Annotated in this window: 24 protein-coding genes and 1 tRNA gene; 13 read left to right on the forward strand and 12 right to left on the reverse strand. The window is 70.9% G+C overall.

The window, feature by feature from the left end:
* Positions 1–679: 679 nt before the first annotated feature.
* The 5 genes from ACF09E_RS05500 (at position 680) to ACF09E_RS05520 (ending at position 5083) form a co-directional block, all read left to right on the forward strand.
* On the forward strand, positions 680–1417 hold the full coding sequence (locus ACF09E_RS05500; protein WP_392204007.1) for a peptidoglycan-binding protein: 738 nt from the start codon (positions 680–682) through the stop codon (positions 1415–1417).
* Between the two features lie 176 nt (positions 1418–1593).
* Positions 1594–2262: an HAD-IA family hydrolase gene (locus ACF09E_RS05505; protein ID WP_392204008.1), complete on the forward strand. Its 669-nt coding sequence runs from the start codon at positions 1594–1596 to the stop codon at positions 2260–2262.
* Positions 2263–2654: 392 nt separating this feature from the next.
* A complete protein-coding gene (locus ACF09E_RS05510; RefSeq protein ID WP_392204009.1) occupies positions 2655–3305 on the forward strand; it encodes an HNH endonuclease family protein in 651 nt (216 codons plus the stop codon).
* A gap of 237 nt (positions 3306–3542) precedes the next feature.
* Positions 3543–4094: a DoxX family protein gene (locus ACF09E_RS05515; RefSeq protein ID WP_392204425.1), complete on the forward strand. Its 552-nt coding sequence runs from the start codon at positions 3543–3545 to the stop codon at positions 4092–4094.
* A 359-nt stretch (positions 4095–4453) separates the two neighbouring features.
* The gene (locus ACF09E_RS05520) at positions 4454–5083 is read left to right on the forward strand and encodes a DedA family protein (RefSeq protein WP_392204010.1); all 630 of its coding nucleotides are present in this window, start codon (positions 4454–4456) and stop codon (positions 5081–5083) included.
* Here the strand turns inward: ACF09E_RS05520 and ACF09E_RS05525 are convergent.
* Together ACF09E_RS05525 and ACF09E_RS05530 are read right to left on the reverse strand one after the other, a co-directional pair.
* On the reverse strand, positions 5043–5303 hold the full coding sequence (locus ACF09E_RS05525) for a DUF2277 domain-containing protein (RefSeq protein ID WP_392204011.1): 261 nt from the start codon (positions 5301–5303) through the stop codon (positions 5043–5045). The two genes, ACF09E_RS05520 and ACF09E_RS05525, sit on opposite strands and share 41 nt — an antisense overlap.
* Before the next feature lie 77 nt (positions 5304–5380).
* Positions 5381–5602, reverse strand: a complete 222-nt coding sequence (locus tag ACF09E_RS05530; RefSeq protein WP_392204012.1) for a hypothetical protein — start codon at positions 5600–5602, stop codon at positions 5381–5383.
* Positions 5603–5788: 186 nt separating this feature from the next.
* Here ACF09E_RS05530 and ACF09E_RS05535 point away from each other — a divergent pair, with 186 nt between their 5' ends.
* Positions 5789–6547 carry a GntR family transcriptional regulator gene (locus ACF09E_RS05535; RefSeq protein ID WP_392204013.1) on the forward strand — a complete coding sequence of 253 codons (759 nt, stop codon included), beginning with the start codon at positions 5789–5791 and terminating at the stop codon, positions 6545–6547.
* Positions 6548–6585: 38 nt separating this feature from the next.
* On the opposite strand, the gene ACF09E_RS05540 is transcribed toward ACF09E_RS05535, so the two are convergent.
* Positions 6586–7563 (reverse strand): MBL fold metallo-hydrolase, encoded by a 978-nt coding sequence (locus ACF09E_RS05540; protein WP_392204014.1) that lies wholly within the window; start codon positions 7561–7563, stop codon positions 6586–6588.
* A 126-nt stretch (positions 7564–7689) separates the two neighbouring features.
* On the opposite strand from ACF09E_RS05540, the gene ACF09E_RS05545 reads away from it, so the two are divergent.
* Positions 7690–8139, forward strand: a complete 450-nt coding sequence (locus ACF09E_RS05545; RefSeq protein ID WP_392204015.1) for a lamin tail domain-containing protein — start codon at positions 7690–7692, stop codon at positions 8137–8139.
* Between the two features lie 135 nt (positions 8140–8274).
* Here the strand turns inward: ACF09E_RS05545 and ACF09E_RS05550 are convergent, their stop codons facing one another.
* Positions 8275–8811 (reverse strand): DUF4231 domain-containing protein, encoded by a 537-nt coding sequence (locus tag ACF09E_RS05550; RefSeq protein ID WP_392204016.1) that lies wholly within the window; start codon positions 8809–8811, stop codon positions 8275–8277.
* A gap of 341 nt (positions 8812–9152) precedes the next feature.
* On the opposite strand from ACF09E_RS05550, the gene ACF09E_RS05555 reads away from it, so the two are divergent.
* Positions 9153–9275: a hypothetical protein gene (locus ACF09E_RS05555; protein WP_388799256.1), complete on the forward strand. Its 123-nt coding sequence runs from the start codon at positions 9153–9155 to the stop codon at positions 9273–9275.
* 76 nt (positions 9276–9351) lie between these two features.
* Here the strand turns inward: ACF09E_RS05555 and ACF09E_RS05560 are convergent, their stop codons facing one another.
* Positions 9352–9642, reverse strand: coding sequence for a hypothetical protein (locus ACF09E_RS05560; RefSeq protein ID WP_392204017.1), 291 nt, complete (start codon positions 9640–9642; stop codon positions 9352–9354).
* A 153-nt stretch (positions 9643–9795) separates the two neighbouring features.
* On the opposite strand from ACF09E_RS05560, the gene ACF09E_RS05565 reads away from it, so the two are divergent.
* Entirely contained in the window at positions 9796–10269 is a 474-nt protein-coding gene (locus ACF09E_RS05565) for a DUF4240 domain-containing protein (protein ID WP_392204018.1), read from the forward strand.
* A 419-nt stretch (positions 10270–10688) separates the two neighbouring features.
* Here the strand turns inward: ACF09E_RS05565 and ACF09E_RS05570 are convergent, their stop codons facing one another.
* The 3 genes from ACF09E_RS05570 to ACF09E_RS05580 form a co-directional block, all read right to left on the reverse strand.
* Positions 10689–12203, reverse strand: coding sequence for a class I SAM-dependent DNA methyltransferase (locus ACF09E_RS05570; RefSeq protein WP_392204019.1), 1515 nt, complete (start codon positions 12201–12203; stop codon positions 10689–10691).
* Positions 12197–13120 (reverse strand): hypothetical protein, encoded by a 924-nt coding sequence (locus tag ACF09E_RS05575; RefSeq protein ID WP_392204020.1) that lies wholly within the window; start codon positions 13118–13120, stop codon positions 12197–12199. Before ACF09E_RS05575 ends, ACF09E_RS05570 begins: the two co-directional genes overlap by 7 nt.
* A gap of 833 nt (positions 13121–13953) precedes the next feature.
* Positions 13954–14028: transfer RNA gene (locus ACF09E_RS05580), tRNA-Val, on the reverse strand.
* Between the two features lie 176 nt (positions 14029–14204).
* Here ACF09E_RS05580 and ACF09E_RS05585 point away from each other — a divergent pair.
* From ACF09E_RS05585 to ACF09E_RS05595, 3 genes are all read left to right on the forward strand, one after another.
* On the forward strand, positions 14205–14975 hold the full coding sequence (locus tag ACF09E_RS05585) for a DUF4097 family beta strand repeat-containing protein (protein WP_392204021.1): 771 nt from the start codon (positions 14205–14207) through the stop codon (positions 14973–14975).
* A gap of 203 nt (positions 14976–15178) precedes the next feature.
* A complete protein-coding gene (locus ACF09E_RS05590; RefSeq protein WP_392204426.1) occupies positions 15179–16462 on the forward strand; it encodes a hypothetical protein in 1284 nt (427 codons plus the stop codon).
* A gap of 171 nt (positions 16463–16633) precedes the next feature.
* Positions 16634–16849, forward strand: coding sequence for a zinc ribbon domain-containing protein (locus ACF09E_RS05595; RefSeq protein WP_148004269.1), 216 nt, complete (start codon positions 16634–16636; stop codon positions 16847–16849).
* 47 nt (positions 16850–16896) lie between these two features.
* Here the strand turns inward: ACF09E_RS05595 and ACF09E_RS05600 are convergent, their stop codons facing one another.
* The 3 genes from ACF09E_RS05600 to ACF09E_RS05610 form a co-directional block, all read right to left on the reverse strand.
* On the reverse strand, positions 16897–17754 hold the full coding sequence (locus ACF09E_RS05600; protein ID WP_392204427.1) for an HAD family hydrolase: 858 nt from the start codon (positions 17752–17754) through the stop codon (positions 16897–16899).
* A 140-nt stretch (positions 17755–17894) separates the two neighbouring features.
* Positions 17895–20798 carry a phosphoribosyltransferase domain-containing protein gene (locus ACF09E_RS05605; RefSeq protein WP_392204022.1) on the reverse strand — a complete coding sequence of 968 codons (2904 nt, stop codon included), beginning with the start codon at positions 20796–20798 and terminating at the stop codon, positions 17895–17897.
* An 18-nt stretch (positions 20799–20816) separates the two neighbouring features.
* Positions 20817–22013 (reverse strand): HpcH/HpaI aldolase/citrate lyase family protein, encoded by a 1197-nt coding sequence (locus tag ACF09E_RS05610; RefSeq protein ID WP_392204023.1) that lies wholly within the window; start codon positions 22011–22013, stop codon positions 20817–20819.
* A gap of 177 nt (positions 22014–22190) precedes the next feature.
* Between ACF09E_RS05610 and ACF09E_RS05615 the strand changes: the two genes are divergently transcribed.
* On the forward strand, positions 22191–23099 hold the full coding sequence (locus tag ACF09E_RS05615; protein ID WP_392204024.1) for a TerD family protein: 909 nt from the start codon (positions 22191–22193) through the stop codon (positions 23097–23099).
* Between the two features lie 11 nt (positions 23100–23110).
* Here the strand turns inward: ACF09E_RS05615 and ACF09E_RS05620 are convergent, their stop codons facing one another.
* Positions 23111–23851, reverse strand: a complete 741-nt coding sequence (locus ACF09E_RS05620; RefSeq protein WP_392204025.1) for a Tellurium resistance — start codon at positions 23849–23851, stop codon at positions 23111–23113.
* Positions 23852–23882: the final 31 nt, after the last annotated feature.

Raw genomic sequence — 23882 nt, forward strand, 5'->3', positions numbered from 1 at the left:
TCGGGCGTCCCGCCGGACGCGCCATGGGACGGCGTCTCCATCCTGGTCCGAATGTCCGGATACGGCCTGGCGGAGGGGGCAGCCGGGTGCAGTCCGCCGCCGCTCCGTCCGTCCGGCGGCGGCGCGTCGGCGACCGCCCGCCGACCGGTCGCCCGCCCTCTCACCGGTGTGTTCGTGCGCGGGTCCACCGGCCTGTTCGGCCGCCTGTCCGTTGCCCCGCGGGGGACGGGCTGCATAATCGCCAGCAGTTGTCTCGGGGAGGGGACCCATCATGACCGGACTCATCTGTCCTGAATGCGGTGTACAGAGACCTGGCTGCGCCTGCGCCCAGGCGGAACTGGCTGCGGCGGAGGACTTCGATCCGCTCCGGATCAGGCCTTACGTGACGCTGGACGCGCCGGACGGCGGCGCGGGGGCGGAGGACCCGCCGACGGCACGACTGGCGGCGATCCGGCCGGACGGGGGCAGGGCCGGGGCGGGGGTAGGTTCCGGTGCCGGGGCCGGGGCGGGGGTAGGTTCCGGTGCCGGGGCCGGGACCGGGGCGGGAGCCGGTGGCTCGTACGGCGCCGGTCCGCATGCCGGCGGCTCGTACCGGGCCGGTTCCGATGCCGGCGGCTCGTACGGCGCAGGGAACCTTCCGGCGGCGGGGGCGCACCCCGGGGGCGACCCCTCCGAGACCATGCCGCTCCTGCTGCGCGGGGTCGGCGACGTACCCCCGCCGCCCGGCAGCGGGTACGGGTACGGGCAGGAGGACGACCGCGGCCGGGGGCGGGGACGCCGGCGCGGCGCCCTGGTCGCGGTGGTGGCCGCCGTCGCCGTGGCGGGCACCGCGGCCCTCGCGGCGGCCGCGCTCGGCGGCGGGGAGGGCTCGGACGACCGCGCGGCCGTCCCCGACGTGACCACGAGCGCGTCCCTGAACCTCGGCGTGTCCGAGGCTCCCTCCCCCTCCGCCTCCTCGCGGACTCCGGAGCCGACGTCCTCGTCGCCCACCCCGCGCGAGACCACCGCGTCGGCGTCCCCGTCGTCCACGGCCCCTTCGGCGACCCCGACGACCGCGTCTCCGAGCGGTTCCGCGTCCGCGAGCGGCGCGCCGGCCCCCTCCGCCTCCTCGTCCGCCCCGACCACGGCGCCGACGACGGCCCCGCCGACCGCGACGCCGTCGGCCGAGTCGCCGGAGGAGGGCGGGGAGGACGTCACGACCCTCAGCCTGGGTTCCTCGGGCCACGAGGTGCGGGAGCTCCAGCGACGGCTGGCCGCGGTGTGGGTCTACTTCGGCCGCATCAACGGACGGTACGACGAGGAGGTCCGCGACGCGGTGGCCCGCTACCAGTCGTGGCGGTACATCCCGGGCGACCCGGAGGGCGTCTACGGCCCCGAGACGCGCCGGATGCTGGAGGAGAACACCCCCGACATCTGAGCCGGCGGCGGTACGGGGCCGGGACCCGCGGCGGTCTCCGAGGTCCCGGCATGCGGACCGGTTGGCCAAGTCGGCCCCCGGTTTTGTATCGTGGAAAAACAAAGTGGCCCCGCCCGCACTCCCTGACCGGTGGGCGGGACCGCTTCGTTCTCCGTACCACCCCCTCTGGAGACCCGATGCCTGCCACCACCCCGGCAACGCTGACCGCCCGCGCCCTCCTCCTCGACATGGACGGCACCCTCGTCAACTCGGACGCCGTCGTCGAACGCTGCTGGCGACGCTGGGCCGAGCGACAGGGCCTCGACGGGGACGCCGTGCTCAAGGTGGTCCACGGGCGCCAGGGGTACGCGACCATGGCCGTCCTCCTCCCGGACCGCCCGATGGCCGAGAACCACGCCGACAACCGGGTCATGCTCGCCGAGGAGACCGCCGACCTGGACGGCGTCGTGCCCGTCCCCGGCGCCCCCGCCTTCATGGCCGCGCTCGCCGAGCTGCCGCACGCCCTGGTGACCTCGGCGGACGAGGCCCTCGCACAGGCCCGGATGGGCGCGGCGGCGCTCCCGATGCCGACGACCCGGGTCACCGCCGAGCTCGTCGGGGCCAGCAAGCCGGACCCCGAGGGCTTCCTGAAGGGCGCGGCGGAGCTGGGCTTCGACCCGGCGGACTGCATCGTGTTCGAGGACTCGGAGGCCGGTATCCAGGCGGGCCGCGCGGCCGGCATGCGGATCGTGGGCGTCGGCCCGCGCGCGGGGGCCTTCGCGCCGGACGTGCACGTCGCCGACCTCACCCGACTGCGGGTCGAGCCGGCGGCCGACGGTTCGATCACGCTGACCGTACTGCCGTAACCACCAGAACCGAACGAGACCCCGGGCCCGACGGGCCCGGGGTCTCGTCGTACCCGCACCCACCCGCCGCACCCGCCGCACCCGCCGCACCCGCCGCACCCGCCGCACCCGCCGCACCCGCCGCACCCGCGCATAACTGCTGAACCCGGGCGCGAGTGCCGTACCACCCCATACGTACGCGAGCGCGCCAAGCCACCCCAACCCCGCACCGCCGGGCGGAACCTGGCGCTCCATCAGACACGTCGCACCCCTTGATGTGACGTGCCCATGTCGCCACGCTGTTACCTGGCGCACCCCCCGACGAAACCTCGCGCCGCCACGATGACCGGGCCGCCGCCCGGCACACCCGGGGACGGCACCCGCCAAGGTCCCCCCACATCAAGGGAGTTCCCATGCCCGTCGGCAACGTCTACGCGCGTCGACTCGCCGTACTCGCCACCTCCGCCGCGCTCACCGTCACCGGTCTGCTCGCCACGGCCCCGGCCGCCCAGGCCGCCATGCCGACGCCGGTCAGCGCGTCCACCGCCCGCACCTACCTGGCGTCCCTCACGGTCAAGGCGGAAGGTTCCTCCTCCGGCTACAGCAGGGATCTCTTCCCGCACTGGATCACCCAGTCCGGCGCCTGCAACACCCGCGAGACCGTCCTCAAGCGCGACGGCGTGAACGTCGTGACGGACTCCAGCTGTGCAGCGACCAGCGGCAGTTGGTACTCGGAGTACGACGGTGCCACCTGGACCGCCGCCGCCGACCTGGACATCGACCACATGGTCCCGCTCGCCGAGGCATGGCGCTCGGGCGCCAACGCGTGGTCGACCTCGCAGCGCCAGTCCTTCGCGAACGACCTGACCCGTCCGCAGCTGATAGCCGTGACGGACAACGTCAACCAGTCGAAGGGCGACCAGGACCCCGCCGAGTGGATGCCCTCACGGACCGCGTACCGCTGCACGTACGCCCGCGCGTGGGTGCACGTGAAGTACCACTGGAACCTCAGCGTCGACTCCGCCGAGAAGAGCGCCCTCCAGTCCGTCCTCAACGGCTGCTGAGGACAGCCTCGCTGACTTCACGTCGACAAGGGCCACCGGGAAGTGAACCTCACCACACACGTCCCGGTGGCTCGATGTTGAACTTGCAAGCACTAGTGAGGGAAGCCTAACCTTACGGCCTCATCGGTTTCCGTCCCCACCTCCCGTCCACCTCACGGGGGGTCAGGCCGAAGGAGTCCCCCCATGAACACCCCGAACACCCCCGCCGCCCCCCACGATCAGAGCAGCGCGAACGGCATGGGCGACGCGAACGGCACCGGCGCCCCGAGCGGCGCGGCCGGCCGGCCGTACGCGAAGGCCCCCGGCGGCCCGAGCGGCCTCGCGGGCCGCCTCGACCAGTCCCAGCCGTACGCGCTGGGCCTCTTCCGCATCGTCGTCGGCCTCCTCTTCGCCTGCCACGGCGCCGCCTCGCTCTTCGGCGTCCTCGGCGGCGCGATGGGCGGCGGCACGGTCCCGGCCGGAACCTGGCCCGGCTGGTACGCGGCCGTCATCCAGCTCGGCGCGGGCGGCCTGGTCCTGCTCGGCCTGGGCACCCGCAGCGCCGCGTTCCTCGCCTCGGGCTCGATGGCGTACGCGTACTTCAAGGTGCACCAGCCGGAGTCCCTCTTCCCGCTCCAGAACGGCGGCGAGACCGCAGCCCTGTTCGCCTGGGCGTTCGTGCTGCTGGTGTTCACCGGACCGGGCGCCCTGGCCCTCGACGGCCTGTTCCGCGGCCGGGTGGGCGCGGGCGCCACGGCGAGCCGGACGAAGCAGGAGCGCGAGGAGCAGGCGACCCCGGTCACGGCCTGACGTCGCTGCCCGTCCCGGGAGCATCCGGCACCCAGGTCCCGGCCCGGATACCGCCGGCGGGGCCCTACTCCGCCCGTCACCCCGGTGGGCGCCCCGTCACCCCGGTGCGAGCGGAGCCGGGCTCGACAGGGACGGGCTCGACAGGGACGGGCTCGACGGGGACGGGGGAAGCCGGGTCGCCTACCGCAAAGGTCTGGACCACGCAACGCGCGTTCCGGCCCTTCTCACCGCGCCCCTCACCCGGGACCTGCACCCGACTCCGGCCACGTTCCCGCAAAGTCGCACACGTTCGCGCGGGCCCGTCCGCGCCCGGCACCCACCGGCCGGGCGGGCCACGCCCCCGCGTAGGCTCTGCCCCTGTGAATCTGCTCGACAGCCTGGGCTCGCTGCGGTCGCTCACCGCCGGTCCGTGGATCTACCCGGTGGTGGCGACGTCGATCCTGCTCGACGTCTTCCTGCCCGTGCTGCCGAGCGGCTTCCTGGTGATCACCGCGGCCACGGCGGCGGCGTCGGCCACCGCCGCCGACCCCGACGTCCCCTCCGTCCTCCTGCTGCTCGTCTGCGCGGCCACGGCCTCGGTGGTCGGAGACTTCCTCGCGTACCGGCTGGCACGGCGGGGCGGGGCCCGGCTCGACCGGACGATCGCCCGGTCGCGGCGTCTGTCGATGGCGCAGGAACGTCTCGGCACCGCACTGGCCCGGGGCGGCGGACTGCTCGTGGTCCTCGCCCGCTTCGCTCCGGCCGGCCGCTCGGTGGTCTCGCTGGGCGCGGGCGCGGCGAAGCGGCGCGTGGAGGAGTTCCTGCCGTGGTCGGCCCTGGCGGGCGTGACCTGGGCCTCGTACAGCGTGGGGCTCGGCTGGCTGGGCGGCCAGTGGCTGGGCGCGACGTGGTTCAGCGCGGGAGTGTCGACCCTCGCGCTCTTCCTCGCGGGCGGGCTCGCCGCCTACCTCATACGGCGTCCGGCTGATGCTCCCGCGCCTGCCTCCTGACGCCGGAGTGCCCACCGCGGACCTCCAGGTCGTCGAGGAGTCTCGCGGTCGCCTCGGCGATCTCGTCCACGGCCCGGTCGAAGACCTCGCGGTTGTGGGCCGCCGGGTGGTGGAAGCCCGAGACCTTGCGGACGTACTGCAGGGCGGCTGCGCGGATGTCGTCCTCGGTGGCCTCCTCGGGCAGCGCGGGAGGTCGGAGCGTCTTGATGCTGCGGCACATACCTCCAGTGTGGCGCGCCCCACTGACAACCGCCCCGCACGAGGCGGCCGCGCCGGCCGCCGGGAGACGGCCGGGCCTCAGGACAGTCCGCGCCGGCTCCGTGCGTTGATCTCGGCGGCACGGGCGCGCAGCTCGCGCAGCGGGGTGGCCGGCTGGACGTCGACGGGGTCGGCCTCCCACTCGGCGCCGCCGTGGACGGCCCGGATCAGCCAGCGCCCGGAGACGCTCCCGGCGTAGAAACCGACCCGCCCGGTGGCGGTGTCACGGACGAGGTCACCGACCTCGGGCAGTGGTTGCACGCAACCCCTCCGTCCCGATTCCTGAAGCTGGGGAGAACCAGAGAAGCCCTCCGCCCCCTCCCTGTCAACGTATCTCTAGAGATGTCCCCCGATGGATGGATCGACCGGGCGGGGCGGCGCACACGTGTGCACCCTGGCCTCGGGGTGCGCCGTAGGGTGTCCGCAGATGAAGGGAGTGGTCCACCCGTGACTGACCAGGACAGTGCTCGTCGGCCCAAGTACCAGCGCATCGCCGACGAGTTGAGAACCGCGATCCAGTCGGGCGACTTCGCGCCGGGTGACCGGCTCCCCGGTGAGAACGACCTCATGACGACGTACGCGGTGGCCCGGATGACGGCACGCCAGGCCCTCTCCGTCCTGCGGACCGAAGGCCTGACCGAGGCCCGCAAGGGCGCGGGGGTCTTCGTCCGCGCCTTCCGCCCGCTGCGCCGGCGGGGCATCCCTCGGCTGGCCGGCGAGCAGTGGGGCAGCGGGCGCTCGGTCTGGTCGGCGGACGTGGAGGACCGGGACCTGGTGGTCGACCAGATCGAGGTGGGCGAGACGGAGGCGGGGGCGCGGGTGGCAGGGGCGCTGAACCTGGCGCCGGGTTCACCGGTGTGCGTGCGCAGCCGCCGGTTCGTCCTCGACTCCCGACCGGTGCTGCTGTCGGTCTCGTACCTGTCGGCGGACCTGGTGCGCGGGACGCCGATCGCGGAACCGGACACCGGTCCGGGCGGAACCTACGCCCGGCTGGCGGAGCTGGGGCACCGGCCGGTGCGGTTCCGCGAGGAGATCCGCTGCCGGATGCCGACGGCGGACGAGTCGGACCGGCTGGCACTGGACTTCGGAACGCCGGTGGTCCTGATCGGACGTACGGCGTTCACCGGGCCGGGGGTGGCGGTGGAGCTGAACGAGATGACGCTGGACTCGTCGTCGTACGTGCTGGAGTACGACTTCGAGGCGTGAGGGGCCGGGGGGTTACGAGGGGCGGGGCGGCGGTCCGCTCACCGCACGTCCGACCACCCTCCCGGACAGATCTCCGCCCTGAAGCCTGAGTCGGAACCCGACCGGGGCTCAGCCGGGGCGCCGGTCCGGGAGCCGGGCAGGGAGCCGAAGAGGACGTCGGGAGCGGTGCCGGAGAGGGCGTACGCCGGCGCGCCGGGCAGGACGTCGAAGCGCAGCCCCGGATCGGCATGGGTGATGTCGCCCGCGAAGGTCAGCGCGGCCTCGGCGACGGCCCGGTCGACAGCGCGCATGACGGCAGCCTGCTCCCCCACCCGCCCGCCGCCCCCTCCCGGCGACGGCGCATTCGGATGCGGACGGGACCCGACATGGGTCAGGAGGAGCCGCCCGACCCCGGCCTCGGCCGCGACGCGACCGGCCTGGGCGGCGGAATGGTGCCCGGGGCCCTCGCCGTCGGCCTCGCACAGGAACAGGTCGCAGTCGCGGGCGAGTTCGACGAGCGAGGGACAGGGCTCGCAGTCGCCGGAGTAGACGAGCGAGGCCCCGTCCTGGTCGTCCACGCGCAACGCGAAGGCGGGAGGCCCGTGTTCGACGACGCGGGAGGTCAGGGTCAGTCCCCCGATGCGAGCGACGTGCCCGTCGTACAACTCCTGGACGCGGAAGGCCCTTTCGACGGGGCTGCGCTCGGGGCCGCTGGTGAGAAAGCCGGCGAGCCGGTCGGCGATCCCGGCGGGGCCGAGGAGGGGCACGGGCGGGCGCGGCGCGAGGCCCGCGTAGAGCAGGGCGTAGAAGTAGGTGAGCAGGTCGGCGGAGTGGTCGGCGTGGAGGTGGGAGATCCACACGGCGTCGATGTCGCCGAGGTCCGTGTGCCGTTGGAGTTCGGCGAGCGTGCCGGTGCCGGCGTCGACCCAGACGCGGACGCCGCCGCCTTCGACGAGGTACCCCGAACAGGCGTTGCCGGGACGGGGAAAGGGGGTGGCGGAACCCAGAACGGTGAGCCGAAGGGACCTGTCGCTCATGAGCCAAGATTAGCGGCCTTGAACGCCAACTGTCGGGAAGTTGTGCGGAAGAGGTGAAGAACGTGCGTATCGTGTGTGATCGCCGAGGCCCATCGGCGGGCTCCCGGCAGAAACTGAGGGACATTCATGCTTCGCGCACGCACGTTCGCGGCCGTCACCGCGGCCGCCGCTTCCGGCGTCCTGCTGCTGCCCACGCAGGCACAGGCCGCCGGTTCGGTCCACCTGTACAAGATCTACTACGACAGCCCGGGCACGGACCACCGCTCGAACACGAGCCTCAACGCCGAGTACGTGCAGATACGCAACACGACCAGCGCGGCGGTCAACCTGCGCGGCTGGACGCTGACGGACGCGGCGAACCACAAGTACACGTTCGGCAACTTCGTCCTGGGCAAGGGCAAGATCGTGACGGTCCGCACGGGCCGCGGCACGAACTCGGCCGCGAACGTCTACCAGAACCGCAGCGCGTACGTCTGGAACAACGACCGCGACACGGCGACGCTGAAGAAGTCGAACGGCGCGCGGGTCGACACCTGCTCGTACAACTCGACGCGGGTCGACTACAAGTGGTGCTGACCCGCCACGCGGGCTGACATCACGGGGGGTGACCGTCCGGATCACCGGGTGACCACCGGGGGGAAAGCCCCGCGCAGGACGAGAAACGGCGGCCCCGGGGCACGGACCCCGGGGCCGCACGCGTACGCGGCCGCCCTACTTCACCCCGGCCGCAGGCTCCCGCGCGGCGGGAACCGCGCGCGGCTGGACGTCGGCGGTGACCTGCCCGCCGAGGGTCATGACATTGAGAGTCGCGGAGTTCTCGCCGGCGATGGCCTTCTCGACCCGGGCGACGAGCGTCGCGAAGGCCTCCCGCTTCGGCAGGTCGTGGTACGGCCCGACCCTGGTCTCGAAGTAGACCCGCTCGTGGCCCAGGAGTTGCTCGGTGGACCGGTAGTTCTTCCACTGCTCGCGGTACCGGTAGACGCTCTCCAGCGACACGGCGGCGACGACCACGACGCTCAGCACGGTGGCGGTGACGCGGGCGAAGGTCAGATCGAGGTTCACGAACACGGGCACGAGCGCCCCGCCGACGACGGACACGGTCCGCATCCGCAGATGCATCGCCTTCATCCGAGTCGCCTTGGCGTCGTACCAGTCCTGGTACTGCGAGAGCCGCGTCTCGATGTACCGCTGTGGCGTCATCTCGCCACCCTGCACCCCGGGTTCGGGCGCGTCCCCCACCTCAGCCATGCGTCGAGTACACCGGCCCCACCAGGTCCCCGTCAATTCCCGCCGCACCCACGGCGCGTGGTCCGAATGGGGGGCAGGGAGCGGATCGAGTGGAGGAACGGGTACCCGGAGCCGGAGCATGCTGCCAGGACCGTGCGGCACGAGACAGGGCCTACCCTGCCGAGGTCGAGATCGCGCGGGTGCCGACGCCCAGGACTGCGAAGGACGAGACCGATGCCCCACCCCGACCCCGCACGCGATCCCGCGGAACGTCCCGCGGGCAACGGACGCCCAGCGCCCCGCGCCACACCGAGCCCCCCAGGAACGCGGCCGACCCACGCCACGACCGCAAGGACACGACCGTGAGCGGGTGGACCTGGCTGGCGATCTGGCTGGCGACCCCGTTCGTCCTGGCGGCCCTGTGGATCACGACGATCGAGATCACCCGAGCGATCACCCGCCACCGCAACGGAAGACGCGGGTGATGACACGAGTCCTTGGACAGTCCTCCGGGCACGCGGAACCCCGCTCACCGACTCCGGCGGCGGTCACGAGGGCCGGTCACTCCTCTTCGCCACGCTCCAGAACGAGGCCGAAGGACCCGTCCTCAAGCCCGTTGCTGTCTTCGAGGTGCAGATGCGCCCCGTCGGGAACTCCTTCGCCGGCCAGCACGAGAAGATGTCCGGCAAGCGTCCTGAGGCCGGCGGCGTTCGCCTCGATGACGACCTCGGACCCGAGGTTCCGCACCGTGATCCGGGCATCGGTTGCCCAACTGAAGCGGAGCCCAGTGCCCTCGACGGTGGCGGTGACGTGAGTGGTTTCGATCGGCGCTGACCCGCTTGCGGATGTCATGAGATGCATGATGCCGCTGCACGGAACCAGGCGTCCGCGCCGTCGGCGCGGTGGACGCCCTCCTGCCCGCCGATTCACGGTCGCCGAGGGGCCGACGACTCAGGCCGGTCGTGCACTGGCGTCGATGTCAGACCGGCCTGACATCCTGAGCCGATGAGAATGACATGGGACGACTTCTGGACGCTGATAGCCATCCTGGACGGCGAAGCGACCCAAGAGAGCTGCGGACGCCTCATCGAAGAGCTGAGCAACCGTCCCGTGCCCGAGATCATCGGCTTCGCCGAACGGCACGCCGAGGCCCTCTACCGCCTGGACCAGGAGAAGTTCGGCACCCTCCCCGTGGCCGACATGACTGACCGGGACGGCAGCCCGTTCCCTCAGTCGTCGGACGTGTTCCTGTACACCCGCTGCGCCGTCGTGGCCGCGGGCCGAACCGTCTGGGAGAGCGTCTTCTCCGACGTCGACGCGTACGCCCCGTACACCTCCACCGAGTACGACGGTGAATGGCTGCTCTCCGTACCGGACAGGGCGTACGAACTGGCCACCGGCACGGAATGGAAACGGTCCACTCGGTACTGCGCCGAGAGCTACTCCAACCCCGACGGCTGGCCACACCTACGAGGCTGAACGGGCCACCGCCTGCCGGAATCCACGCTTGACGAGCAGCGACGCAGAACGCCGCCCTTCGTGCCGCCCGCCACGGCACGGCGACGCTCCTCACCGCTGCCGGCGTCCTGCCCCGCGTCGTGATGGAGATCCTGGGGAACGGCCAGATCCGCCGTACCGTGCCGGGCGTCGTGAAGCCGTACGCCCCATGGATCGGCTGCTCAGAAGCCGTCCGCGGGCTCAGGTCCTTCAAGGGCGGCCGCCGGCCTGCCTGATCGGCTACCCAGCGGGGGACGGCATCAAGGAGTGCACCCACGAACCCCTTCGTCTGCTTCCCCTCCCGAAGCCACTCCTTCTGCTGGACGGTCCCAGATGAACGGTAGCGAGTCGAGAGATTCTTCTGGCCCTTTCAGATGAAGGCATTATCCGACCAGCAGCACTCAGAACCCGTAGATGTCCCTGAAGATGGAATCGACTTCAGGCCGAACGGAACTGAGAAGCGTCAACGAGGGAGCCGTCGAAAGTTCTTCGATTACGCGAGATACAAGCCCATCGATTCTCTCCAGCACAGAATCCTCCGGGATAATCACTGGAACCTTCTTCAAGTAGTTTGCAGAATTGTTCACCGTCGGGTTGATCGTCCTGACGAGAGTGTTTCCAGTTGCCGAATTCAAGAAGGCCAGCAGGTACGGAATCAGCCTCGGATCCCTCGGGAAGACTCCGACGATTGATTGGTCGAACAGCTCCTCTTGAATGAGTGCGGCTTTGATCCGGGTCGAGGAAACCATCGGCACGCCGATCCCGCTACGAAAGTAGTACTGAGAATTCTGGTAGCGCGATTTTTTGTCGGTCTTATAGTGATGAACAGCGTCAGGCGACCAGTCCATGTACCACTTATCCACAGTCACGTACTCCGCGGATCCACCTTTGCGAATCGGGACATAGTGCCGAGGCCCAGCGATCCCAAGCATTTTCTCTTCGCTGGATGGCGAGAAATTCACTGACTCTTCATTGATTTGTTCGTAGCGCTTGGCGCTTCGAGCGCCAGGGCAGTTATGACGAAGGAACCGGAGATCATTTCCGGAATAGAAACCGGTGACACAGTCAGCGAGGTCACCCAGCCTTGATGTTGCCGATCCAATAAGCTCTACGACCCCCGGGATGCTATGGAGATGCAGGGCATGATCAGCCGACGCGTAGATATCCCTTTGCTTGCGCAGAACTCTGGTGCCTGAAAACGTAACACCCTCGAGTAGTTCACGAGCATCTGAAAAATCATACCGGATGGACACTTCATGATCCGAAAGACCGTCCAGGATTCCCGCCTTCTCCAAGGTGATGATGCACAGTTTGGCGTACCCGAAATTCACTCCCGGAAAGTAGGCGGACGGGAAGATCGAGATCTCTTGGATTGTGCAGGTTTCCAGGACGAAACGACGCAGATTCTGATGCCGATGCAGAGTTAGAAAAGTCTCGGGGATAATGAACACAAGTCGCCCACCCGGCTTGAGCAATTCGACGCACTTGGCCAAGAATAGGCCATACGTCTCATTCACGTACATGCCGGGGAAGAGGGTTTTCAGGTTGGACCGTTCGCTGTAATCCAACCAAGCACCATACGGCGGATTCCCGATGATTTTATCGTATACCTCAGAACCCTTCTCTTCCTCGCCAAAGGAGCGCTGAAGCAGCGTGTTCGCATGAATCACACTGACCTCGTCGTTGTGGGCGTACTTCTCTTCGAGGTGGAGTACCGATTCCTCGTTGAGTTCGTACGCGTCAATAGACGCACGTGGCTCAGACTTGATGGTCGAATCAATGAGGGCACCCTGGCCGGCCGAAGGCTCTAGAATTCGATCTCCAGGCTTGGGCGACAGCATGCGACTCATGTATTCCATGATTGGAGAAGAGGTCGTATAGTACTCCTGAAATCGCTTCTTTTCCTGCGTCACCACTCTACATATCCCTTCATCCCTGATTCTCGGATCAAATTTGCGGTGTCTTGGTTGAGGTGTTCCAGCCAGTCAACATGAGAATCGATCCACGTCCGCAGATCGAATCCGGTGAATTCCCCGATCTTTTCATAGGCTCCAGGCCCCGAGTAGGCCTCCCAAACCTTGGAATCTCGAAGCGATCTGAAGTAGTGATTATTCTGATCCTCGGGAGATCGCACCAGTAGAAGGCATCGATATTCTTCAACCAGTGTTTTATAGATTGTCGCTACCAACAAGAGTCGATTGGTATTCCCTTTCTCGTTCGAGCCGAATCCACTCTTGAAGTCTACCACTACATTCTGGCCGTCTTGTTCGAAGTGGAGGTCAAGTTCCAGCTTTATCTGGCCGGAGTCTACGAGCAGCCACACCTTGTCATAGAAACCGTGAAGCTGGCTTTTTTCGGCAGCGGCAAGGTCGAGCGAAGATACATACTCTGCAAGCTCTCCCTGTAGTTCTCTCCTGACGTCCTGAAATACGGGTGGAGCGATCAGCTTCAGTTTTCTCAGCGGGTGATCGAAGGCCAGCTGACAGAATCCCTGCCAAAGCTCGCCCATCCGGCGCGAAAAGGCCATGTACTCATACGGCCATATTGCGTTTCGGCCTTCAATCATGGCGACGCAGCCGGTGTAGTGGGCCATGAGTAGCGCCGACAGCCGTTCCGTACCTGCCCAGTCCTGACTGCGCGCGGCGGCGTCGATCATTTGCTTGGCATTACCTATGATCTTGGCAGCCGATTTATTGAACTCTGCGGCGTGCGTCTTATATTGCGAACTTTTGTATTCGAGACCTAGACGGGTTGCCGTGGTGGAGAATTCGTTGCGGAAGTAAGTAAGGAGAACGTGTGGATCTTTGCCGAGGTTGGCATCAAAATGCAGCATGGCGTCCTTCGTCAGGGGTTGCAGTTTCGCCAGAAAGTGGTTGCCTGCGACTACCTCTTGATCATCTTCTGTCTACTCGCGCTGAGTTTGCTGAGAGAGGCTGGCCCGCGTGCAGAAGTGTATGCCTGAGAGCGGTTCGTCTTCGGGCTGATCTGCCCGATACTGCCGTACGGCCCCGGCCTGTTGGACATCAGTGCCAGTCCGTGCGGCCGAGGTCACCGCAAGTGGAGGGCCAGCAGAGGCGAGGGCCGCGCAGCAAGTCGGACGGGCGCCGCGTCAAACTGTGCCGCGGCGGGGCAGGAGGGGCCTGATCTGAAGTCGTGAGGCTCCGGCACGCCTACGACGTTTTCCAAGTCGGCTTTCATGGGTGCCGAATCAGCGCCCACCAACCCCAGTGCCCCGGATCCCATGCCGTCTGCCGTCGACCCTCACACCGTGGAGCAGGCGCCGCGCCGGACGTAGGGCGTTCGTCCAGTTGGACGCACCACCTGCACGCCGGGTGCCGTGTCTGCTCGGCTCTGCCTGGATCGATGGCGGACGGGATGGGACTCCCCATCTCCACACCTCACCGGTCGACACCCGCCCACGGGCCCCTTCAATCCAGGAGCCTGAACGTCCCCGCGGAGGCATCGTCCTGACCTGGGCACTGCGGACTCACCGTGGTCACGTCGTGGTTGTGACCCATCAACTGTGAACGTCTTACCGCGCTGCCGCCACGGGGCGAACGGTTGTGCTGGCACGGCGCCCCTCCCCCGCCTTCCCGGCCGGGCAACGGACAAGGCCCAGGTTCCCGGTGCAGTACCGGTGACCTGGGCCTTCGTCGTTCAACCTGCTGGTGGGCGCGGACGGTTTCGAACCGCCGACATCTGCTTTGTAAGAGCAGCGCTCTACCCCTGAGCTACGCACCCGTGGAAGAGGCAACAGCCTACATGGCGGACCGGTGGGTGCTGCAAACCGATACCCGGGCTGGGGGTAGCCCCACCCCCCGGACGGTGGGTCGCCGGATCGTGGGCGGGGGTGGCGTGGTTCTACGGTCGTCGGACTGTCCTTCCTCGTCTCCGGTTGCTGTGGGGGTCTCGGCGTCATGGGTGTTGTTCGTCGTCCGTTGCGGGTCCTGGTCGCCTCCGGCGGGGCGCTCGTCGCCGTCCTCGCCCTCGCCGGGTGCGGCTCGGCCGATGTCGGGGACGCGCCCGTGGAGCGGAAGTCCTTCGCCTTCGGCGGCGGCGCGCTCACCGTCGACTCCGACGACTCCGAGCTCGTGATCACCCCCGCCGACATCGACGACGTGCGCGTCGAGCGCCAGGTCGACGGGTGGGTGTTCATGGGGTCGGGGCCCGACCCCGAGTGGAAGCTCGTCGACGGGAGGCTGACCCTGCGCCTCGGCTGCCACGGCGTCAGCTCCGACTGCGACGCCGTCCACCGCGTCCAGGTCCCCCGCGACGTCGCCGTCACCGTCGAGAACGACAACGGCCGCGTCACCGCCGAGGGCTTCGCCACCCCTCTGAAGGTGCGCTCCGACAACGGGGACGTCCGCGTCCGCGAGGCCCGCGGCGCGCTCGACCTCGGCACCGACAACGGCGACGTCTCCGTCGACGCCGGGACCACCGCGCCCGAGGTCCTCGCCCGGTCCGACAACGGCGACGTCCGCATCACCCTGGGCGCCGCCCCCCGCCGCGTCGACGTCTTCACCGACAACGGCGACGTCCGCCTCTCCGTCCCCACCGCCGAGTACGCGGTGACCGGCGCCAGCGACAACGGCGACGTCCGCATCGACGTCCCCCGCCGCGACACCAGCGAGCGCTCCCTCGCCGTCCGCAGCGACAACGGCGACGTCTCCGTCCTCACGGCGAACTGACCGGCCCGTGTGTTCGTCCTTACCGGGTGGGAGAATGAACCGGACCGGGCACGGCGGACACAGCACGGGAGAGGTACGTGGCGAGCGACGCGAGGGGGGCGAGCGACGTCCGGCGTCGTGACGCGCCGAACCGGGGGCAGATCCGATCGGCGACCGACACCCCGCCGGGTGTCTCCGGGCTCCGGCTCGCGCTCGTCCTTCCGGTGCTCCTCGGCGCCCTGCTGCCGTACGCCTTCGCCGGCGGCGGCACCCGCCGCTGGTTCGGCGGACGCGGCGAGAGCCAGCGCGCCGAGGCCCAGGCCGCCAAGGACGCCGCCGCGGCCGCCTTCTACGAGCTCGACACCGCCCAGCGCGGGCTCCGCATCTCCATCGAGACCATCACCGCCGTCGACAGCTCCCCCGAGACCCGCCGCGCCGTCGAGGGCTTCGAGGCCCTCGGCCGGCGCATCGACGAGGTCAGCCACGGCTACATCAGCGCCGTCGACGCCCACGACCTCGACCGCGACGAGCTCGACGCCGCGACCGCCACCCGGGCCCGGGCCGAGCTGACCCGCGCCAAGGAGGAGCTCGACCGCGTCAAGGGCGAGCTCGACCGGTTCGAGGCCGGTCTCGCCCCGCTCCTCGGGCGGGCCGAGGTCCAGCTCGCCCGCCTCTCCCCCGCCGTCGAGCGGGCCCGGCAGGCCCTGCGCGGCGCGAGCGACGCCCTCGACTCCGTACGGGCGAGCGGGCTGCGCGCCGACGACCTCGCCGCCCGGCTCGCCGCCCTCGGCCCCGACCTCACCCGGCTCAACGAGGGCGCCGGCCGGCACGGCGTCCCCGAGACCCTCCAGCGCGCCGACACGGTGCTGCGCGACGCCGAGGCCGTACGGGTCGAGGCCGAGCGGCTGCCCGAGCGGGCCGCCGAGATCGACCGGCGCCTCGTCTCCCTCCGCACCCGCACCGAGGCGCTCACCACCCGCACGGGCGGCGTCGAGCCCGTCCTGTCGGAGTTGCGCCGGCGCTTCACCGCGCCCTGCTGGCAGGACCTCCAGCACGTGCCCGAGCAGGCCGCCGACACGCTCCGGCAGGCCGGGGAGCGGCTCGCGGAGGCCGGGGAGGCGCGGACGGAGCAGCGCTGGCCGGACGCCACCTCCCTGCTCTCGACCGTCCGCGCGCTCCTCGACTCCACCGACGAGGCCGTCTCGGCCGCCGGCGACCGGCTGCGGCGTCTGGAGGCCGTCGCCAAGGACCCCAGGGCCGAGATCGACCGCGCCCGCTTCGCGGTCCGCGACGCCCAGCGCCTCGCCATGGCCGGGCGCAGCACCCCCGACCCCCGTCACGCCCGTCCCCTCGACGAGGCCGTCGCCCGCATCGACCGGGCGGTCGCCGGTCTGGAGGGCCGCCACCCCGACTACTGGCACTTCCTGACCGAGCTGGAGGGCGTCCGGAACACGGCCGCCCACGTCGTCGGGCAGATCCGCGAGGACCGGGGCGCCGGCGGTCACTGAGCCCCGCCCCCGCAGCCGCGGCCCCGGCGATGACCCGCGGCCCCGGTCCGGTCCGGTGCCCCCGGCTCGATGACCCGCGGCCCCGGTCCGGTCCCTTCCCACGGCTCGATGACCCGCGGCCCCGGTCCGGTCCCCCTGCCCCCGGCTCCTCGCAGGCTCTAGCCTGTCCCCATGCCTCGTTACGAATTCCGCTGCCGGACCTGCGGCGACACCTTTGAGCTCAGCCGGCCCATGGCCGAGTCCTCCGACCCGGCGTCCTGCCCCGCCGGGCACGACGACACCGTGAAGCTGCTGTCCGCCGTGGCCGTCGGCGGCTCGGCCTCCGCCTCCCCCGCGCCGAGCGGCGGCGGGGGCGGCGGCTGCTGCGGTGGCGGTTGCTGCGGCTGATCCCGGGCCCGCGCCCGCGCCCGGGACGGTCGAGGACGTGGTCGCCGTCAGACGGCGGCGGCCGCCCGGAAGCGGCGCAGGATCTCCTCCCCCGCCGCGACCCCGCGTTCCGCGAGGACGTCGAGGTGGGGGGCCGTCCAGTCGCTGTCGGCCAGTTCGCCGTGGCCTGGGCGCCACGCCCGGTCCGCGGCGAGCAGCAGGTCCGCGTCGAGCAGTGAGTCCCCGGCGGCCAGGGTGAGCGACGCGCCGGTGCGGCGCGCCACCTCGCGGACCGCCGCGCTCTTGGTCAGCGGCTTCGGCACCGCGTACACCTTGCGGCCCTGGAGCGAGACGGTCCAGCCCCGCTCGCCCGCCCAGGCGCCGAAGCGCTCCAGCCAGTCCTCGGGCAGCCGCTCCCGCTCCACGACGAGGTAGGCGAAGAGGTCCTCCGCGACGCGGTGCTTGCGCACCCAGGACAGGTCCGTGGTCGCGGTGAGGTAGGCCCGGACCTCGGAGAGCGGCGCGCACTCCTCGGCGAGCCTGCGCAGCACGGAGGCGTGCCAGTCGGCGTCGGTGACGCCGTCGACGAGGATGTGACCGCCATTGGCGCAGATCGCGTACTCAGGTTCCCTGCCCGGGAGTTGGATGCGCTGGTACTGCTTCCGCGTCCGCGTGGTGGTGGGTACGAAGACGGCCTCGGCGGTGAGCCGTTCCAGGAGTCCGGCCGCCTCCTCGGTCATGTACGAGAGCGGCTTGGACTCGTGGACCTCGACGCAGAGCAGGCGCGGCGCCTGGGCGTCGGGCATGCCGAGGGCGAGCGCCGCGGACGAGTAGATCAGGGTGCGGTCGAGGTCGCTCGCGACCAGGACCGGGGCGACCGCGGCCGGGGCCTGCGCCGTGGCCGTGGTCTGCGCCGGGAGCGGCACCGGGGCCGGAGCCGGTACGGAGGCCTGGACGGGGGCCGGGATCGTCGCCGTCTCCGTGGCCGTCGCACCCGCGGTGACCGGGCGGGTCGCCGTCGTCGTCCGCCCCGCCGCGTCCGCGTTCTCCGCCGTGTTGTTCGTGCTCACTGGGACACCACCGCCTTGCCGTCGGCGCCCGTCGCGCCCCTCGTGTACTGAGGGTGTATCAGACCGACACAGCTGTACGGCAGTTCGTCGACCTCCTCGACCGGTACGCCGCGCTGCTCGGCGAGCAGGCGGACGTGCGCGAGGTCGGCCTCCGCGCCCCGCTTGGCCAGGATCTTCCAGGGGACGCGGCGGAGCAGCACGCGGGTGGTCTCGCCGACGCCGGGCTTCACCAGGTTGACGTCGTGGATGCCGTACTCCTCGCTGATCCGCTCCACGGCGGCCCAGCCCTCCCAGGTCGGGGTGCGGTCGGCGGCCAGGAGTTCCTTGACGTCCGTGTCGACGGCCGCGGCGACCTCGTCGAAGCGGGCGGCGACGGCGTCGAGGAAGACGCCGGAGACGTCCGCGCCGGCCAGCTCGCGGTAGAACTTCCCGCCGTGGAAGTCGTTCGGTCCGACCAGGTCGGCGCGGAGCACCGTGCGGGAGATCAGGCCGGAGACCGTCGAGTTGAGGCAGGCGGAGGGGATGAGGAAGTCCTCGCGCGTCCCGTACGTGCGGACGCAGGAGCCGGGGTCGGCGAGCACCGCGATCTCCGGGTCGAAGCCCGTGATCCCCTCGGTCGCCTCGAACTCCTTGATCGCGTCGGCGAGTTCGCGGGTGATGGCGCCCTTGCCGGTCCAGCCGTCGACGAACACGACGTCCGCCGGGTCGTGATGGGCGGCGAGCCAGCGCAGCGCGTTCGCGTCGATGCCGCGGCCGCGGACGATGGAGACGGCGTAGTGGGGCAGGTCCAGCTCGTGACGGGCCTGCGCCCAGCGGCGCATGAGGACGCCGACGGGCGTGCCGGCGCGCGCGAGCGAGACGAGCACGGGGCGGCGGCCCGGCCGCTCGGCGAGGACGGTCTCGGTGACGGTGCCGACGGCACGGGCGATCCGGGCCGCCGAGGCCTCCAGGGCCGCGTGGAACAGCTCCTGGTAGCGGTCGCTCGGCTGGTACTCGACGGGGAGCGACTCGGCGTAGTGCGCGCCGCCGCTCTGGATGGCTTCCTCGCGTTCCTCGGTGGGCGCCTCGAGCTCGACGTCCGAGAGGTCCTGGAGCAGCCAGCCGACCTCCTCGGGTGCGTACGAGGAGAAGGCGGGGCCGCGGAGGGGCTCGGGCAGCATGGAGCTCCTTTCGGGAGCTTCGGTGGCGTCGGTGACCTCGGGCGTGGCGTCGTGCGGAACGTACGGCGAGGCGGTGGGCGTGTACGAGGGGACGACGGCGAGCACGACGCGCGGGATGTGCGCGGCGAGCTGGGCGAGCAGGCCGTCCGGGGCGTGCAGGGCCGGGGTGTCGGCGGTGGAGTCGACGACGAGGACGACGGCGTCGAAGCCCGCGTCGGCCACGTTGTAGGCGTAGCGCTCGCCGGGACCGTCGGCGGGGTCGTCGTGCGCCGGGAAGACGAGCCGGGTGCGGATCGCGTAGCCCGGGTCGTCGACGGCCAGGACGGGCGAGCGGGTGGTGGTGGAGAAGCGGACGTCGTGCCCGGCCTCCTCCAGTGCGGTGCCGAGGCGCAGCGGCGCGTACATCAGCTCCTCGAAGCCGAGGACGAGCACGCGGGGGCCTGCGGCCGGCCGGGCCGGTCCGGGGGCGGGAGCGGTGGGCCGGGCAGCGCCGGCGGGGGCGGACGGCGCCGGGGCGAACAGCTCCGCCTCGGCAGGGGACACGGGCCGCGCCTCGGCCGGGGCCGCCTGCTGCGCCCCCTCGACCGGGGTCACCGGCTGGTCCTCGGCGGCGGCGGGCCGCGCCTCGTCGGCCGGGGCCGCCGCCCGTACCTCGTCGCCCGGGATCTGCGATACCCGGTCGGCCGGGGCCTGCGGGGCCTCGACGGCCGGGGCCTGCGGCGTCCCGTCTCCCGCGTCCGGCAGCACATCCGCGATCCTGGCCGCCATCCCCGGCAGCGCCGCCTCCAGGCGGTCCCGCTGGTCGGGCGTGAAGCCGTGCCGACCGCCGTCGGGCAGCCCCTCCGGCCAGTCGAGCGCCACCCGCACGTGCGCGTGCCCGCGCCCGGCCGTGGCATCCCCGCGCGCGTCCCCGCGCCCGGTCGTGGCATCGCCGTCCGCCTGCCTCCGGCCGGTCACGGCGTCCGCCCGCCCGGTCGCCGCGTCCCGGCCAGCGGTCCCGCTCACCGGCTCACCCACCGGCGGGCGCGCCGGCTCGTACGCCCGCTCGTGCTCCGCCACCAGCGCCTGGCCCTTCTCCAGGACCCCGTCCGGGAGGCGGACGGTGCCGGCGGCGCCGGATATCAGGTCCACCCGGGCGCCGATCTCCGCCGCGAAGGCGTCCAGGCGGCCCAGGTCGGCCGCCGAGCGCATATCGACGAGGGCGACGACGACGTACCGGTCGCGCGGGTAGCGCTCGTGCAGGGCCCGCACCGTGTTGAGGACGGTGTTGCCGGTGGAGAACTCGTCGTCGACGAGGACCAGCGGGCCGTCGCCGGCGAGCAGCTTCGGGTCCTCGGGCAGCAGCAGGTGCGAGGTGGCGTGCGAGTGGGACTCCTCGAAGCCGCCCGCGCGGGCGACCCCGGCCACCGGCCGCCGGGTGGAGTGGAGGTACGGGGCGAGGCCGAGGCCGTCGGCGACGGCGTGGCCCAGGGCCGTGGCCGTCTCGGCGTACCCGAGGACGACGGCGCGCGCCGCCTCCTCGTCGCCGAGGAGCGCGCGGACGCGCCGGCCCAGGTCGAGGCCGGAGCCGTGGACCACGGACGGCCGCTGGGGCACGTGCTTGCCGAGCACGCTGGAGACGAGCAGGTGCGCGCGCTTGGGATTGCGACGCAGCGCGAGGCCCAACAGGGTCGGTAGCGCCTCGTCGCCGATCAGTTCGACGCCCAGTCGCTCCGCGACCCACGTTCCGGTCCACACCACGTCGTCGACGTCCCTTCGTCAGCCGGCCAGTCCGGCGGTGAGCAGATCCACGAAGCCGACGTCCTCCTTGGCGACGCCGAAGACCTCGGCGCGCAGGAGGGTGCGCTCGGCCCACGCGCGATGCGGCTTCACTTCGTTCATCTTGTTCGTGTAGGCGGAGCGGAGCACGCCGCCACCGCCCTGTTCCGGCCGCAGGATGTCCTGGGCGTCGCTCCACTCCTCGTGGCTGACCACGGAGAGCGCGTGCACCGGCACCACGTGGGTGGGGTGGATGCAGGTCTTCCCGAGCAGGCCGTTGGCGCGGTCGAGTTCGATCTCGCGCAGCAGGCCGTCGAGGTCGTGCTCGATGAGGGCCGTGCGCAGGTCCTCGGCGCTGCCTTCGAGGAAGGGGCTGCGGCGCAGCTGGGGCTTGAACATGCGCTCGCCGGGGCGGAAGTACTCCCAGACGGGGCCGGTGACGGTGAAGCCGGTGCCGTCGGAGCGGCCGAGGACGTTGACGACGTCGGCGATGACGTGCGCGACGATCTTGACGTCGTAGGCGGTCATGTCCGGCGAGCGGCGGAGTCCGTAGGCGGAGCAGAAGTCGGTGACGCCGAGTCGCAGGGCGAGGACGCGGTCGCGGTACTTGTCGGTGATCGCGGCGATGCCGGCGAGGGTCTCGGCCCGGGTCTCCAGGTGGAGGAGGTCGGGAGACTCCAGCACGGGCATGGCGAAAAGACGCCTTCCACTCGTCCGTTCGGCGTGGACCAGCGCTTCGAGGAAGGCCTGCCCGCGTGTCTCGGTGAACTTCGGCAGTACGAATCCGGACAGGAGGCGGACCGTTTCTCCAAGCCGGGCGACGAGGTCGGTGATCTGGTGCGGATCACGGACCCGGATGAAGAGCAGGGGCAGGTCGGCGGCGGGGTCCGTGGCGGGGTCGGCGTCCGTCACGGTCCCGGCGGCGAGGTCGGCGAACTGGCGTACGAGGTTGTCCTCGCCCGCCTCGACGTCGGCGTCGCTGATGGAGTCCTCCAGGCAGAGCACCATGGAGACCACTCCACGGGCCGCCTGCTTGCGCACGTCGGCGGCGAGCCGGGGCCGGGTGGCCGGGCTGTAGAGCGTGGCGCCCAGGGCCACGGCGAGCGTGCGCGCGGGCGAATCCGCCGTGAACACCGCCGGTTCCCGATGGAAGAGACCAGCCCGCGTCGCGGACGGGATGTGCCCGAAATGACGCATATAACTCCCTAGCCTCTCTCTTAGGAACCTGACGACATGTGGCCGGTAATAGTACGTAGGTGCGGGTGTCCGCAGTTCCCTCCATGCATGAAATCCAGGTAACTCGTCGACGTCCGTCACGGCGACCCGGGACGGGTGACGCCCCCGCGTTGTCCGCGAGTCCTCCGGGAGGGCAGGATGACGGTCATGACGCACGCGATGCTGAAGGGCTCCAACGTCCCTCTCGACACCGCGGCCGTACGGGCCGTGCTCCGCTGGACCCCGGGCTCCGGGGTCCCCGACGTGGATGCCTCGGCCCTGCTCCTGGGGCCCTCCGGCCGGGTGCGGTCCGACGAGGACTTCGTCTTCTACAACCAGCCGCGCCATCCTTCGGGCCTGGTGCGACGGCTGCCGAAGAAGCGTGACTCCAAGGGTCTCACGGACACCGTGGAGGCCGATCTCGGCAGCCTCGACCCGTCGGTCGACCGGGTGGTGATCGCGGCCTCCTCCGACGGCGGGACCTTCCGCTCGGTCTCCGACCTGCGGATCCTGCTGTACGACGCGACGGCGGGGCCCGAGGCCGAGGCGCTGGCCCTGTTCTCCGTGACCGCGGAGACGGGCGAGGAGACGGCCGTCATCTGCGGCGAGCTGTACCGCCGCGGGGACGGCTGGAAGTTCCGGGCCGTGGGCCAGGGCTATCCGACGGGCCTGGTCGGCCTCGCCACCGATTTCGGCATCTCGGTCGACGAGGACGCGCAGGACGACTCCCAGGGCGCCCAGGACGGCTCCCAGGAGGCCCTGGGCGGCTTCCGCGAGGTCCCGGGCGGCCGGAGCACCCCCGCCGAGGCCCAGGGGGGCACCGCGGCCACCGTCGCCTCCGGCGGCGACCCGGACCCCGATCTGACCGTCGCCCACACCCCGGCGTCCGTGCCCCCGCAGCCGGCCGTGCCGCCCCGGCCCGACCGGGCCCCCGCCTACGGCTATCCCCAGCAGCCGGCGCACCCGGCCCCGGCGTACGGCTATCCGCAGCCGGTGAACGCCTCCGAGCAGAACCCCGCCCCGGACTTCCGGATGCCTCCGATGGGCCCCCAGTTCGTCCGGTCGTAGGAGCCGCGCGGCTACGCCTTGGTCTTGTAGCCGCGCCCCCACTGCAGGCCCCAGCCGTACAGCCGGTCCAGTTCGGCCTGGAAGCCGTACACGAAGCGGACCTCGCGGCGGACCGTGAGCTCGCCCTTGGCGTTCTCCACGGAGAAGACCGCGCAGGAGCGGGCCTGCGGGGCGCGCTCGTCGAGTTCGATCTCGATCCGGGGGCCGTTGCTCGGATAGAGCGTGATCTTGGCGTGCGTACGGTCGAAGGCCGGCGTCTGGTCGTAGATGTACACGAAGAACAGCAGGCGCTTGATCTCGTCCTTGTGATCCAGGTTGACGAAGATAGTCTCCCCCGAGGAGCCGCCGAAGCGGTCGTCGCCGCTGAGCTTCACGTACGGCGCGCCGTTCAGGTCCCCGAAGAAGCCGCCGAGCGGCTGCACCACGCCCTTGCTGCCGTCGGCGAGCTCATAGAGGCAGCCGAGGTCCAGGTCGACGTTGACCATGCCCTGGGTGTGGGCCTGCACGACCTCGGGCTTGAAGAGCTGGGACGGGTTGCGGAGCAGCCGGCCGCTCTGCCGGGAGCGTCCTTCGAGGTCGGAGGTCCGCATCCGCCAGGAGAGGTTCACCCGGAGGTTGCCGGTGGCCGCCCCCTGCTTGCTGAGCGAGACGGACGGACGCCGTTTCGTCAGATCGATCGTGTTCGACGCGGCGCTGCCCGAGTCGAACTGCGACGCCGCCCTTGCCGGAAACAGGTTGTCCCAGAAGGCCATGCCGCCCTCACCCCCACTGATCGTCGACCCG

Origin of the sequence: Streptomyces sp. NPDC014891 (assembly GCF_043081085.1) — a bacterium.
Classification (GTDB): domain Bacteria; phylum Actinomycetota; class Actinomycetes; order Streptomycetales; family Streptomycetaceae; genus Streptomyces.